12 protein-coding genes are annotated in these 13,236 nt (G+C 75.6%); 10 read left to right on the forward strand and 2 right to left on the reverse strand.

Features of this window, described 5'->3' with window-relative positions; all coding sequences use genetic code 11:
• Nucleotides 1-7 precede the first annotated feature (7 nt).
• The gene (gene fmt / locus ABZ793_RS16755) at nucleotides 8-934 is read left to right on the forward strand and encodes a methionyl-tRNA formyltransferase (protein ID WP_357457674.1); all 927 of its coding nucleotides are present in this window, start codon (nucleotides 8-10) and stop codon (nucleotides 932-934) included.
• Nucleotides 931-2,475, forward strand: coding sequence for a transcription antitermination factor NusB (locus ABZ793_RS16760; protein ID WP_357457676.1), 1,545 nt, complete (start codon nucleotides 931-933; stop codon nucleotides 2,473-2,475). The genes fmt and ABZ793_RS16760 overlap by 4 nt, the downstream gene beginning before the upstream one ends.
• 75 nt (nucleotides 2,476-2,550) lie before the next feature.
• Here ABZ793_RS16760 and ABZ793_RS16765 read toward each other — a convergent pair whose 3' ends face one another.
• Complete coding sequence (locus ABZ793_RS16765) at nucleotides 2,551-3,441, reverse strand: septum formation family protein (RefSeq protein ID WP_357457678.1); 891 nt, start codon at nucleotides 3,439-3,441, stop codon at nucleotides 2,551-2,553.
• 429 nt (nucleotides 3,442-3,870) lie between these two features.
• Here ABZ793_RS16765 and rpe point away from each other — a divergent pair, with 429 nt between their 5' ends.
• From rpe to ribH, 7 genes are all read left to right on the forward strand, one after another.
• A complete protein-coding gene (gene rpe, locus ABZ793_RS16770) occupies nucleotides 3,871-4,551 on the forward strand; it encodes a ribulose-phosphate 3-epimerase (protein WP_357457680.1) in 681 nt (226 codons plus the stop codon).
• Between the two features lies 1 nt (nucleotide 4,552).
• On the forward strand, nucleotides 4,553-5,509 hold the full coding sequence (locus ABZ793_RS16775; RefSeq protein WP_357457682.1) for a response regulator: 957 nt from the start codon (nucleotides 4,553-4,555) through the stop codon (nucleotides 5,507-5,509).
• 414 nt (nucleotides 5,510-5,923) lie between these two features.
• The gene (gene ribD / locus ABZ793_RS16780) at nucleotides 5,924-6,985 is read left to right on the forward strand and encodes a bifunctional diaminohydroxyphosphoribosylaminopyrimidine deaminase/5-amino-6-(5-phosphoribosylamino)uracil reductase RibD (RefSeq protein ID WP_350708923.1); all 1,062 of its coding nucleotides are present in this window, start codon (nucleotides 5,924-5,926) and stop codon (nucleotides 6,983-6,985) included.
• A gap of 1 nt (nucleotide 6,986) precedes the next feature.
• Nucleotides 6,987-7,685 carry a riboflavin synthase gene (locus ABZ793_RS16785; protein WP_357457684.1) on the forward strand — a complete coding sequence of 233 codons (699 nt, stop codon included), beginning with the start codon at nucleotides 6,987-6,989 and terminating at the stop codon, nucleotides 7,683-7,685.
• A complete protein-coding gene (gene pnuC, locus ABZ793_RS16790) occupies nucleotides 7,685-8,383 on the forward strand; it encodes a nicotinamide riboside transporter PnuC (RefSeq protein ID WP_357457685.1) in 699 nt (232 codons plus the stop codon). Before ABZ793_RS16785 ends, pnuC begins: the two co-directional genes overlap by 1 nt.
• The gene (locus ABZ793_RS16795; protein WP_350708917.1) at nucleotides 8,380-9,645 is read left to right on the forward strand and encodes a bifunctional 3,4-dihydroxy-2-butanone-4-phosphate synthase/GTP cyclohydrolase II; all 1,266 of its coding nucleotides are present in this window, start codon (nucleotides 8,380-8,382) and stop codon (nucleotides 9,643-9,645) included. The genes pnuC and ABZ793_RS16795 overlap by 4 nt, the downstream gene beginning before the upstream one ends.
• Before the next feature lie 2 nt (nucleotides 9,646-9,647).
• Nucleotides 9,648-10,145 (forward strand): 6,7-dimethyl-8-ribityllumazine synthase, encoded by a 498-nt coding sequence (gene ribH / locus ABZ793_RS16800; protein WP_357457689.1) that lies wholly within the window; start codon nucleotides 9,648-9,650, stop codon nucleotides 10,143-10,145.
• A gap of 180 nt (nucleotides 10,146-10,325) precedes the next feature.
• Here ribH and ABZ793_RS16805 read toward each other — a convergent pair whose 3' ends face one another.
• The gene (locus tag ABZ793_RS16805; RefSeq protein ID WP_357457691.1) at nucleotides 10,326-11,042 is read right to left on the reverse strand and encodes a hypothetical protein; all 717 of its coding nucleotides are present in this window, start codon (nucleotides 11,040-11,042) and stop codon (nucleotides 10,326-10,328) included.
• Nucleotides 11,043-11,230: 188 nt separating this feature from the next.
• Between ABZ793_RS16805 and ABZ793_RS16810 the strand changes: the two genes are divergently transcribed.
• Complete coding sequence (locus ABZ793_RS16810) at nucleotides 11,231-13,234, forward strand: GAF domain-containing sensor histidine kinase (RefSeq protein WP_357457694.1); 2,004 nt, start codon at nucleotides 11,231-11,233, stop codon at nucleotides 13,232-13,234.
• The last annotated feature ends 2 nt before the right edge of the window (nucleotides 13,235-13,236 follow it).

The following is a 13,236-nucleotide window of genomic DNA, read 5'->3' on the forward strand; positions in this document are numbered from 1 at the left end:
GCCGCCCGTGCGCGTGATCTTCGCCGGCACACCGGCCGTCGCCGTACCCGCCCTGGCTGCCGTGGCGGCCTCTCGCCACGAGCTGGTCGCCGTGGTCACCCGCCCCGACGCGCCCGCCGGGCGGGGGCGCGGGCTGTCCCGGTCCCCCGTCGGGGCGTGGGCCGACGAGCACGGGATCGAGGTGCTCACCCCGGCCCGCCCGCGCGAGCCGGAGTTCCTGGACCGGCTGCGCGAGCTGGCCCCGGACTGCGTCCCCGTGGTGGCCTACGGCGCGCTGGTGCCGCCGGCCGCCCTGGAGATCCCCCGGCACGGGTGGATCAACCTGCACTTCTCCCTGCTGCCCGCGTGGCGCGGGGCCGCGCCCGTCCAGCACGCCGTGCTGCACGGCGACGAGCTGACCGGGGCCAGCGTCTTCCAGCTGGAGGAGGGCCTCGACACGGGGCCGGTCTACGGCACGCTCACCGACGAGATCCGCCCGGCCGACACCTCCGGCGACCTGCTGGAGCGGCTCGCCGACTCCGGCGCGGGCCTGCTGGTGGCCGTCCTCGACGCGATCGCCGACGGCACCGCCCGGGCCGAGCCGCAGCCCGCCGACGGGGTGTCGCTGGCGCCGAAGCTGACCGTGGAGGACGCCCGGGTGCGCTGGTCCGACCCGGCGTTCGCGGTGGACCGGCGGATCCGGGCCTGCACGCCGGCGCCCGGGCCGTGGACGACGTTCCGGGGCGAGCGGGTCAAGCTCGGCCCGGTCGTCCCGGTGGCCGACGGCCCCGAGCTGAAGCCGGGTGAGCTGCTGGTGGAGAAGTCCCGGGTGCTGGCCGGCACGGCCACCGTCCCGGTGCGGCTCGGCGAGGTGCGGGCCGCGGGCAAGCGGGCGATGGCGGCGACCGACTGGGCGCGCGGCGCCCGGGTGGCCGCGGGGGAGGAACTCGCGTGACGGGCCCCGAGCGGCCCTCCGGCGACCGTTTCCCGGCGGAGCGACGCGGTGAGCGGCCCGGCGGCCCCGGGCGCGGCGAACGCCCGGCGGGCGATCGGCGCGGCGACCGGCCGGCGGGGGGCGGCCGGTGGGGCGCCCGCGCCGGCGGCGAGCGGCGCGACGGCGGCCGCCGCCCGGCCCGCCCGGCGGTCGACCTGCCACGGCAGGTCGCGTACGAGGCCGTCGCGGCGGTGCACCGGGACGACGCGTACGCCAACCTGGTGCTCCCGTCGCTGCTGCGTGACACCGGGCTGACCGGCCGGGACGCGGCCTTCGCCACCGAGCTGACCTACGGCACGCTGCGCCACCTCGGCACCCTCGACGCGATCCTCACCGACGCGGCCGGGCGGGACGTGCAGCGCATCGACCCGCCGGTGCGCGACGCGCTGCGGCTCGGGGCGTACCAGCTGCTGCACACCCGGGTGCCGGCGCACGCCGCGGTCTCCTCGACCGTCGACCTGGTCCGCGCGGTCGGCCCCGGCGCGACGGGCTTCGCCAACGCGGTGCTGCGCGAGGTCGCCGGGCGGGACGCGGACGCCTGGGTGGCCAAGCTCGCCCCGCCGATGGAGACCGACCCGATCGGGCACCTCGCGCTGGCGTACAGCCATCCGCAGTGGATCGTGCGGGCCTTCGCCGAGGCGCTCGGTGGCGACCTCGGCGAGACCGCCCGGCTGCTCATCGAGGACAACGAGCGCCCGCCGGTGCACCTGTGCGCCCGGCCCGGGCTGGCCGACCCGGTCGCGCTGGCCGACGAGGTCGGCGGGGCCCCGGGAGCCTTCTCCCCGTACGCCGTCTATCTCTCGGGCGGGGCGCCCGGCGACCTGCCGGCGCTGGCCGAGGGGCGGGCCCACGTGCAGGACGAGGGCTCCCAGCTGGTGGCCAACGCCCTGGCGGTGGCCCCGCTGGACGGCCCGGACGGGCGCTGGCTCGACCTGTGCGCCGGCCCGGGCGGCAAGTCCGGCCTGCTCGGTGCCCTCGCCGCGCAGCGGGACGCGCGGCTGACCGCCGTCGAGGTCTCCGAGCACCGGGCGCGGCTGGTCGCCCAGGCCACCCGGGGCCTGCCGGTGACCGTGCTGAACACCGACGGCCGCACGGTCGGCGCCGACCCGAAACTGCCGGAGGCGCACTTCGACCGGGTGCTGGTCGACGCTCCCTGCACCGGGCTGGGGTCGCTGCGCCGCCGGCCGGAGTCCCGCTGGCGGCGCGAGCCGTCGGACCTGCCGCCGCTGACCCGGTTGCAGCGGGAGTTGCTCGCCGCGGCGCTGCGGGCCGTCCGTCCGGGCGGCCTGGTCGCCTACGTGACGTGCTCCCCGCACACCGTGGAGACCCACGTGACGGTGACCGAGGCGGCCCGCCGCTCCGGGGTGCCCGTCGACTTCGTCGACGCCCGGCCGCTGCTGCCGGCGGGGATGCCCGGCCTCGGCGACGGGCCGACGGTGCAGCTGTGGCCGCACCGGCACGGCACCGACGCGATGTTCCTCGCGGTGCTGCGCCGCACCTGACAACGGGCGTCCGACGGGGCGGTCACCCTCGGGTGGCCGCCCCGTGCCGGGTCGGTCCGGTGCCGGTCCGGGCGCTCAGGTGACCGGCAGGCCCTTCGTGCCGGCGCCCTTCATCGAGCGGGTCAGGTTGCGGTCGCTGACCCAGAGGAAGCACTGCACGCCCCGGTTGCCGTTGCGCCACTCCTGCTCGAGGGGGTGGTAGAAGATCGAGCCCGCCCGGTACTTCAGGTCGCCGTTGTTCGGCACCTTGACGTACGTCGCGATCAGCGCGCGACAGGCCCGGTGCACCTTCTGGCTGTCCCGGGTGAAGGCGGCGTAGCTGGTGTCCGGGGCCCGCCAGACGCCGACGAACTCGGCGTGGTGCTTGCTGGTGCAGGCCACCTCCACCATCTCCCGCACCTCGTCGTCGCTCAGCTTGGGGTTGAAGCAGCGGTGGGCGAGCGGGGCGGCGCCGGCCAGGGCGCCCTTCAGGCTTCCCGTCCGGAACTTCGCGCTCGCCTCGTCGAGGCTGGCCTGCTCGCTCAGGTCGCAGCGGAACCAGCGGGCGCCGCCGCCCCACGCCTGCGGCGACGGCAGCACCACGCTCAGCCCGAGCCGGCCGGAGCGCCAGTCCCCGCCGACCACCTCTTTGACCTTCGTGTCGCACTCGGTCCGGGCGGCGCGCATGCCGGCCGAGCCGGCCGGCGGGGGCGTGGTGCGCTCGGCCGCCGCCCCGGTGAACGTGCCGACGTGCACGGTCTCCGCGCGGTGCGACTCGGCGCAGTCGACCGGGTTGTAGGCGGTGAGGTAGCCGACGTCCTGAATCTCGCGGTGACAGGCCCCGGTGGCGGGGACGAACGCCTGCGGCGCGGCGGGCGCCGGCCAGTCGTCGGTCAGGTCCCCGTCGGTGCCGGCCGGCGCGCCGCAGCCGGCCAGCGCCAGGGCCCCCACCGCGCCGGCCGCGGCCGCCGTCCACCACCGTCGCATCGCCCCGACCTCCCGCCGATCGTGGTCCGGCGGCGCGAGGCGGCCGGACACGTCACGGTGCGGCAGCATACGGCACCGCGCTCAGATCGCGGGGAGTCCCTGCGGGACGGTGCCTCGCATCGAGCGGGTCAGTTTCCGGCCGTCGCTCCACAGGAAACACCGCACCCGTGGTCGCCCTCCTTCCACTCCCGCTGGTACGGGGGGATGGAAGATCGAGCCGCCCGGTACGGCAGGTCGCTGTCGCCGGGCACGCCGGCGACGGCGACGAGCGGTGGACGTGCCGGCGTGGACGGCCTCGGTCGGGTGGTCGCGGGAGCGGTCGACCACGCCGGGACGGTCGATCGTCACCACTGGTAACCGCCGGGTCGCCGGGCGTCCCGGTGGTGGCGCGCTGCGGGCGGCCGGTCGCCGCGTTCGTACACTGGCCCCGTGACCGTACCGCCGCCGATCGTCGCGCCCAGCATCCTCGCCGCCGATTTCGCCCGCCTCGCCGAAGAGGTCCGTGCCGTCGAGAACGCCGCGGACTGGTTGCACGTGGACGTCATGGACAACCACTTCGTGCCCAACCTGACCATCGGGCTGCCCGTGGTGCAGAGCCTGCGGGCCGCCACCGAGCTTCCCTTCGACGTGCACCTGATGATCGAGGACCCGCGCCGGTGGGCCCCCGGCTACGCCGACGCCGGGGCGTACAACGTCACGTTCCACGCCGAGGCGTGCGACGACCCGGTGGCGCTGGCCAAGGAACTCCGCTCGGCCGGCGCGAAGGCCGGGCTGGCGATCGACCGGGACACGCCGATCGAGCCGTACCTGGAGCTGCTGCCGAGCTTCGACACGCTGCTGATCATGACGATCAAGGCCGGCTTCGGCGGGCAGCGCTTCATCCCGCAACTGCTGGACAAGGTGCGCGCCGCCCGCCGGCACGTCGACAGCGGCCACCTCGAACTCCGCATCGAGGTCGACGGGGGGATCGCCGCCGACACCATCGAGCAGGCGGCCGAGGCCGGCGCGGACGCCTTCGTCGCCGGCACCGCCGTCTACGGCGCCGACGACCCCGCCGAGGCCGTCCGGAAGCTGCGGGCACTCGCGGAACGCGCCGCCCCCGGGGCCTGACGTGGAGCCCGCCGGCGACCGCAAGGACATCATCCTCGTCGTCGACGACGACGAGGACATCGCGCGCTTCGTCGAGTTCAACCTGCGGCTGCACGGCTTCGAGGTGATCCACGCCGGCGACGGGCAGGAGGCGCTCGAGGTGATCGAGCGCCAGCGTCCCGACCTGGCCGTGGTCGACCTGATGATGCCGCGCATCGACGGGCTGGAGCTGACCCGGCGGCTGCGGGCCGACCCGATGACCTCGGCGCTGCCGGTGATCATGCTGACCGCCAAGGGCATGACGGTGGACAAGGTGCACGGGCTCAGCGCCGGCGCCGACGACTACCTGGTCAAGCCCTTCGACACGGCGGAGCTGGTGGCCCGGGTCAGCTCGACGCTGCGGCGCAACAAGGAGTTCCGCGAGGTCTCCCCGCTGACCGGGCTGCCCGGCAACAGCCGGATCCGCCGGGAGATCTCCGACCGGGTCCGCAGCGGCGTCGACTACGCCGTCGGCTACATCGACATCGACCGGTTCAAGAGCGTCAACGACCGGTACGGCTTCGTGCGCGGCGACGACTTCATCTCGGCCCTGGCGCGAAGCCTGCACCGGGCGGTGGTCTCGGTGGGGCTGCCGCCGGCCTTCCTCGGCCACGTCGGCGGCGACGACTTCGTCATCGTCTGCACGCCGGAGCAGGTGCGTCCGCTCACCTCGCGGGTGTCCGCCGACTTCGAGAAGGCCGCCGACTCGCTCTACGACCCCGCCGACGCCGCCCGCGGCTACGTGGAGCTGAAGGACCGGCGGGGCAACATCCGGCGCGCGGCCCTGGTCACCCTCTCCATCGGCGTCTCCATCTCCGACGCCAACAAGCGGTTCACCAACCCCCTCGAGGCGATCGCGGTCGCCTCCGAGATGAAGACGGTGGCCAAGAGCCAGCCCGGCTCGTACGTGGCGGTGGATCGGCGACGCGGGGTGACGTGACCCGCTTATTCCCGCTGTGAAGTAGCTCGCCTCGGTGGCGCCACCCCCCGTCGGGCGTGTAAGACTGCCGGTGTACCCACCACGCGCTGGCGGGACTCGGTGTAATTCCGAACCGGCGGTGATCCACGGCGTGACCGTGGTAAGCCCGCGACCCGGTCGGCCTCGTGCCGCCCGGTGGACCTGGTGAGAATCCGGGGCCGACGGTTGGGGGCGGGAAACCGCGCCCAGACAGTCCGGATGGGAGACAGCGCGCGGGACGGACGGGCCCTGCCCGGCCGCTGACCTCAGCGTGCCGTGCGCGCCCCCCGGGTCGGCCCCGCCGTACCCGGACCTCCGCCGCCGCACGCCCGCGGCCCGTGCCGTTGCCTCCCGTGACCCGCCCGCGCGCCGATCGGTGAGTGAGAGGGCAGGGCAATGGGGGGCGTCTCCGTCGACGAGGCGATGCGTCGCGCGGTCGAACTCGCCGCACGCGGTCTCGGCACGACCAGCCCCAACCCCGTGGTCGGCTGCGTGCTGCTGGACGCCGACGGCCAGGTCGTCGGCGAGGGGTTCCACGCCTACGCCGGCGGGCCGCACGCCGAGATCGTCGCGCTCGCCCAGGCGGGGGAGCGCGCCCGCGGCGGCACCGCCGTGGTCACCCTCGAACCCTGCGACCACACCGGCCGCACCGGTCCCTGCAGCACCGCGCTGGTCCAGGCCGGCGTCGCCCGGGTGGTCATCGCCGTGCCCGACCCCAACCCGGTCGCCTCCGGCGGGGCCGCCACGCTGCGCGCCGCCGGGGTCCAGGTGGACCTGGGGGTACGCGAGGCGGAGGCCGAGGCCGGCAACATCGCCTGGCTCACCTCGATGCGCCGCGGCTGGCCGTACGTGATCTGGAAGTTCGCCGCCACGCTGGACGGCCGGTCGGCGGCGGCCGACGGCACCAGCATGTGGATCACCTCCGAGGCGGCCCGGATGGACGTGCACGCGCTGCGCGGCACCGTCGACGCGGTGATCGCCGGGGTGGGCACGGTGCTCACCGACGATCCCCGGCTCACCGCCCGCAACCTGCGCGACGGCACCCTCAGCATCCGGCAGCCGCTGCGGGTGGTGGTGGACTCGGCGGGGCGTACGCCGGTCGACGCCCGGGTCCGCGACGGCGCGGCCCGGACGTGGGTCGCCACCGCCGCGGAGGTCGGCGTCGGGCCCGACGGTCGGGTCGACCTGCCGGCGCTGCTCGCCGCGCTGCACGGGCGCGGGGTCCGGGCGGCGCTGCTGGAGGGGGGTCCCACGCTGGCCGGCGCCTTTCTCGCCGCCGGCCTGGTCGACAAGATCGTCGGCTACGTCGCGCCCCGGCTGCTCGGCGCCGGCCCGACCGCCCTGGTGGACGCCGGTGTGACCACCATCGCCGAGGCGATCGACCTGGAGTACGTCGACGTTACGCAGGTCGGACCGGACCTGCGGATCACCGCGCTGCCCCGGAAGAGGGAGGGCTGACATGTTCACCGGCATCGTCGAGGAGTTGGGTGAGGTCGTCCGGATCACTCCGACGGCGGGTGACTCGGCGCTGGTCGCGGTCCGCGGCCCGCTGGTCACCTCCGACGCCCGGCACGGCGACTCGATCGCGGTCAACGGCGTCTGTCTGACCGTGGTGGACGCCGCCGACGGGGTCTTCACGGCGGACGTGATGGGGGAGACGCTGCGCCGCTCCGCGCTGGGCGCGCTGCGGGCCGGCGACCCGGTCAACCTGGAGCGGGCCGCCGCGCTCGGCAGCCGCCTCGGCGGGCACCTGGTGCAGGGCCACGTCGACGGCGTCGGCGAGGTGCTCGCCCGGGAGCCGGCCGCGCAGTGGGAGACCGTCCGGTTCCGCCTGCCCGCCGCCCTGGCCCGGTACGTGGTGGAGAAGGGCTCGATCACCGTCGACGGCGTCTCGCTGACCGTGGCCGACGTCGGCGCGGACTGGTTCGCCGTCGGGCTGATCCCGACCACGCTGAAGCTGACCACCCTCGGCGCGCGGGGCGTCGGCGACCCGGTCAACCTCGAGGTGGACGTCCTCGCCAAGTACGTCGAGCGGCTGCTCGGCGCCCGGCTGGCCGACCCCGGCCGCCCCGAGGCCGGCCCGACCGGCGGGCTCCCGGGCACGGACGCCCCGGTCGCCGGCCTGCCGGGCGCCGCCGCGACGGGCGGGGTGGCCTGATGGGCCCGCTCGGGTGGCTGCTCGACGCGCAGCTGAGCATCGGCGGCTCGCCGGTGCTGGTCCGGGAGATCGTCGGCAACGGCTTCGGGCTGGCCTCGGCCCTGTTCGGCCTGCGCCGGGTGGTCTGGGCCTGGCCTGTCGGCATGATCGGCAACGCGCTGCTGTTCACCGTGTTCCTGGGCGGGGTCTTCGCCACGCCGCAGGCGCACGACCTCTACGGGCAGGCCGGCCGGCAGGTCTTCTTCTTCGCGGTCAGCCTCTACGGCTGGTGGCGCTGGTCGCGCAACCGCCGCCACGGCGGCGACGACGACCAGGCCGCCGTGGCGCCCCGCTGGGCGACCGGCCGGGAGCGGCTGGGCCTGCTGGCCGCCGCCGTCCTCGGCACCGCCGCGTTCTATCCGGTGCTCGCCGCGCTGGGCTCCTGGGGCCCGCTGCCGGACGCCTGGATCCTCACCGGCAGCCTGCTGGCGACCTACGGCATGGCCCGCGGCTGGGTGGACTTCTGGCTGGTCTGGATCGCCGTCGACGCCGTCGGCGTGCCGCTGCTGCTGCGCGGCGGGTTCTACCCCTCGGCGGCCATGTACCTCGTCTACGGCGCCTTCTGCGCCTGGGGCGTCGTCGCCTGGTGGCGCACCTCGCGGGTCGCCCGCCCGGCGCCCGCCCCGATCCCGCAGACCTATTCGGAGGCCGTGGCATGACCACCTTTGGGAGTATCGAGCAGGCGGTGGCGGACATCGCCGCCGGCCGGCCCGTCGTCGTGGTCGACGACGCCGACCGGGAGAACGAGGGCGACCTGATCTTCGCCGCCGAGTTGGCGACACCGGAGCTGCTCGCGTTCATGGTGCGGTGGACGTCCGGCTACATCTGCGTGCCGCTGACCGAGAGCGAGTGCGACCGGCTGGACCTCCCGCCGATGCACCACACCAACCAGGACCGGCGGGGCACCGCCTACACGGTGACCGTGGACGCCCGGGAGGGGGTCAGCACCGGCATCTCCGCCGCCGACCGGTCGCACACCATCCGGCTGCTCGCCGACCCCGGCACCGGCCCGACCGACCTGGCCCGCCCCGGGCACGTGGTGCCGCTGCGCGCCCGGGAGGGCGGCGTGCTGCGCCGGCCCGGGCACACCGAGGCCGCCGTCGACCTGACCCGGCTGGCCGGGCTGCGCCCCGCCGGCGTGCTCTGCGAGCTGGTCAACGACGACGGCACCATGATGCGGCTGCCGGACCTGGAGAAGTTCTGCGCCGAGCACGCGCTGACCCTGGTCACCATCGCCGACCTGGTCGCGTACCGGCGGCGCACCGAGAAGCAGGTCGAGCTGGTCGCCGAGGCCCGGATGCCGACCCGGCACGGGGTGTTCCGGGCGCTGGGCTACCGCAGCGAGCACGACTCGGCCGAGCACGTCGCCCTGGTCATGGGCGAGATCGGCGACGGGCGGGACGTGCTGGTGCGGGTGCACTCCGAGTGCCTCACCGGCGACGTCTTCGGCTCGGTGCGTTGCGACTGCGGCCCCCAGCTCGACGCGGCCCTGGACCGGGTCGCCGGGGAGGGGCGCGGCGTGGTGCTCTACGTGCGCGGCCACGAGGGGCGCGGCATCGGCCTGCTGCACAAGCTCCAGGCGTACCAGCTCCAGGACCAGGGCCGGGACACCGTGGACGCCAACCTCGACCTGGGCCTGCCGGCCGACGCCCGCGACTACGGCACCGGCGCGCAGGTCCTCTACGACATCGGGGTGCGCTCGATGCGGCTGCTCACCAACAACCCGGCCAAGCGGGCCGGCCTGGAGGGCTACGGGCTGACCGTCACCGGCCGCGAGGGGCTGCCGGTGCGGCCGCACCCGGAGAACGTGCGCTACCTGCGCACCAAGCGGGACCGGATGGGGCACCTGCTGGACGAGCTGGACGAGGTCACCGAGGCCCCGATGGGCCGGCCGGTACCCGGCGACGAGATCGGAGCGTAGACATGGCGGGTTTCGGGGAGCCGGGCGTGACGGCGGTGGACGCCGCCGGGATGACGGTCGGCGTGGTGGCCGCGCGGTGGCACGGCGAGCTGACCGACCACATGCTCGACCGGGCGGTCGCCGCCGCCGAGGCGTGCGGGGCCCGCGCGGTGACCGCCCGGGTGGCCGGCTCGGTCGAGCTGCCCGTGGTGGCCCAGGCCCTCGCTCGCCGCTGCGACGTGGTGGTCGCGCTCGGCGTGGTGGTCCGGGGCGCCACCGCCCACTTCGACTACGTCTGCCGTTCGGTGACCGACGGGCTGACCCGGGTCGCGCTGGACGAGGGCAAGCCGGTGGCGCACGGCGTCCTCACCGTCGACACGATCGAGCAGGCCCGGGACCGGGCCGGGCTGCCCGGCTCGGCGGAGGACAAGGGCTGGGCGGCCACGGTCGCCGCGCTCGACGCCGCCCTCGCCATCCGGGGCATCACCACCAGCGGCCACCGGGTCGGCTTCGGCGGCTGACCCCCGCGTCCTTCCCGCCGGAGGGCGGGGCGTTGTTGGTGGTCGTGAGGGCGTCCCACCACGCTGGCAGGAATTGCGACACAGCCGCCGACGTCCGGCACGCGGCGTGAACCTGCGTCGCTGGCGGGCCGCCCCACCGGGTCGGCCCGCCAGCGGACGGGCGCGTCGCCCGTCAGCGCCTCAGCGCTGCAGCCTCCGCAGGCGCACCGCGAAGGTGACCGACGCGAGCAGCGGCCACAGCATCCAGCCGTAGAGGCCGACGAGCCAGGCGGTGTCGAACACCGGCGACGGGACGACCAGCGCCAGCACGCTGCTGAAGCCGACAGCGGCGAGGACGATGCCGAGCCAGCACAGCCAGCGGGCCACGATCCGTCCCCGCAGGGCGGCGAGGGAGAACGCCCCCATCAGCAGCGACTGGGCCAGGACCGCGACCTCGCCCAGCATCTGCCCGAGGTGCGCGGCGGCGTACCAGGTCTGGACCGTGGCGTCGTCGAGCGTTTTCAGGTCGGGCAGCACCCAGAGCAGGGTGAAGCCGGTGACGACGGTGTTGACCGTGGCCAGCAGGCCGCCGCCGAGCAGGGTGAGGCCGCCGAGCACCGAGTTCGGCGCCGCCTGCCGCACCAGCCCGGCCAGCGCCGAGGTGAGCACGAGCAGCGCGACGAGGGACAGGCCCCCGGCGAACGCGTTCAGTTGCAGGGTCGACGCGGCGCCCACCGCCCAGTCCCGGATGGCGGCCGCGTCCGTGTTGCCCACCTCCGGCGACTGCGGCGTCCAGGTGCCGAACATCGACACGAACAGGGCGAGCGCGGCGCCGGCGGCGACGCCGAGCCCGGCCCGGGCGGGCGCCGTCGGTGCGACCGGCGCGACGTCGGCTCCGGCGATGGTGGTCGTGGACATGTGATCTCCAACGTGGTGAGGGTTCTTCCTGCCCGAAGACTCTGCGTCCGCCCGCGCCCCGGCCGGGACGGTCGGGCGTCCCCGTCACGCCCGGCCGACCGCACGCCGTGGAGGGGACGAACGTCCCGCGACAGCGGGACGCGGCCGCGGCTACTGTCATCCGGCACGCCGAGAGCGAGGAGAGGTCAGTGGCCGTCAGGGGGCCGTCCCGGGTTGTCGCCGTCGCCGCGCTCGCTCTGTCGCTGGCCTGCTACGCCGCCACGGCCGTCGGCGCGGCCTTCGTGCCCGGGGTGACGCCGCCGACCGTGGCGGACCTCGTCTGGTTCACCGGCTTCCTGGCCTTCCCCCTGGTCGGCGCGGTGATCGCGGTGCACCGCCCGGCGAACGGCGTCGGCTGGCTCTTCCTCGCCGTCGGCGTGCTCCAGTTCGGCGCCGCCGTCCTGGACGGGCTCGGCCAGCATCTTCTGGCGACCTGTCCCACCTGCGCCACCGGCCCGGTGCTGGTGCTCGCGCAGAACACGCTGTTCGCCGTCGCCTGGGTCTGCGCCACCACGTACCCGCTGCTGCTCTTCCCGGACGGCCGCCCGCCGTCCCCCCGCTGGCGGTGGATCCTCCCGGCCACCACGGCGACGCTGGTCGTGCTGGTCGCCTCGGTCGTCGTCACCCCGGGCCGGGTCGCGGCGGACGACCCGGCGGTCAACCCGTTCGGCGTACCCGCGCTGGCGGGGCTCGCGCCGCTGACCACCACCGTGACGCTGTTCGCGCTGCTGGCCCTGACGGTGGCCGCGATGGCGTCGTTCGTCGTCCGCTGGCGCCGGGCGGGCGGCCCGGACCGGCGGCGCCTCGCCTGGCTGGCGCTCGCCGCCCTGGTCTTCATCGGCACGACCCTGGTCGGCCTGCTCACCGACCAGTGGACGCCGCCGTGGGTGGGCGCCCTGCTGGAGGGCGTGGGCATCGCGGCGCTTCCGCTGGCCACCGGGATGGCCATCCTCCGCGCCGACCTGTTCGACATCGCGGCGGTGCTCGACCGCTCGATCACCTACGCGGCCCTGTCCGCCGTCGTCGTCGTCACCTATCTGGGCTCCCTCGCCGCATCGTCCGCACTGCTCGCCCCCGACCGGAGCCGGGGCGCGTCGCTGGTGGCCACGGCCGCGGTCGCCGTCTCGCTCAACCCGGTCAAGGACCGCCTGCTGCGGGGCGTCGACCGGCTGCTCTTCGGCGACCGGGACCGGCCCTACGAGGTCGTCACCGGCCTCGCCGAACGGCTGTCGCGGACCGTGGCGCTGGAGGAGTTGCTGCACACGGTGACCGAGACGCTGACGAGCATGCTGCGCGTGCCGTACGCCCGGGTGGTCACCGGCGAGATGGTCGACCCGCCGGCGGACGCGTACCCGTTCCCGTTGGTCAGCAACGGCCGGCAGGAGGGCACCCTGCTGGTCGGGCGGCGCGGCGGCAGCGCCCCCTTCGAGCCCCGCGAGCTGGACCTGCTCGCCGACCTCGCCGGCCAGATCGCCATGGCCGTCCGGGCCGCCCGGCTGGAGGAGGACCTGCGGGAGTCGCGGGAGCGCATCGTGCGGGCTCGGGAGGAGGAGCGGCGCCGGGTGCGGCGGGACCTGCACGACGGGCTCGGGCCCCTGCTCGCGGCGGCCAGCCTCCAGATCGACGTGCTCGCCGAACGGGTCGCCGACGATCCCCGGGCACACCCGCTGGCGACGAAGATCAAGGGCGTGATCAGCCAGTCCGTCTCCGACGTGCGGGAGGTCGTGCACGGGCTGCGGCCGCCGTCTCTCGACGATCTCGGCCTGCCGGGCGTGGTCCGCGAGCACGCCGCCGCGCTGCGCGCCGCCGGGCTGGACGTCGAGGTGGACTGCCGGGAGGACCTGCGCCTCACCAGTGCGGCCGTGGAGGTCGCCGCGTACCGCATCGTCACCGAGGCGATGACCAACGTCGTACGGCACGCCCGCGCCAGCCGGTGCCGGGTCGCCATGAGCCTGGAGGATGGCCGGCTGCGGCTGGAGGTCACCGACGACGGGTGCGGGCTGCTCGTGCCGCACCGGGACGGCGTCGGCCTGTCCTCGATGCGGGAACGAGCCGACGAGCTGGGCGGCACGGTCACCGTCGGCCCTCGACCCGGCGGGGGCACGAGGGTCCGCGCCGAACTGCCGGTGCCCGCCGCGGCGGGAAGGAGCTGACG

It is taken from the genome of Micromonospora sp. NPDC047465, assembly GCF_040643125.1.
Lineage (GTDB): Bacteria > Actinomycetota > Actinomycetes > Mycobacteriales > Micromonosporaceae > Micromonospora.

Excerpts from the sequence above, each read along its gene's own strand:
- ABZ793_RS16765 (WP_357457678.1), bottom strand. The coding sequence starts at position 3,441 with ATGCGACGGTGGTGGACGGCGGCCGCGGCCGGCGCGGTGGGGGCCCTG.
- ribD (WP_350708923.1), top strand. The coding sequence starts at position 5,924 with ATGGGGGGCGTCTCCGTCGACGAGGCGATGCGTCGCGCGGTCGAACTC.
- ABZ793_RS16785 (WP_357457684.1), top strand. The coding sequence starts at position 6,987 with ATGTTCACCGGCATCGTCGAGGAGTTGGGTGAGGTCGTCCGGATCACT.
- pnuC (WP_357457685.1), top strand. The coding sequence starts at position 7,685 with ATGGGCCCGCTCGGGTGGCTGCTCGACGCGCAGCTGAGCATCGGCGGC.
- ABZ793_RS16795 (WP_350708917.1), top strand. The coding sequence starts at position 8,380 with ATGACCACCTTTGGGAGTATCGAGCAGGCGGTGGCGGACATCGCCGCC.
- ribH (WP_357457689.1), top strand. The coding sequence starts at position 9,648 with ATGGCGGGTTTCGGGGAGCCGGGCGTGACGGCGGTGGACGCCGCCGGG.
- ABZ793_RS16805 (WP_357457691.1), bottom strand. The coding sequence starts at position 11,042 with ATGTCCACGACCACCATCGCCGGAGCCGACGTCGCGCCGGTCGCACCG.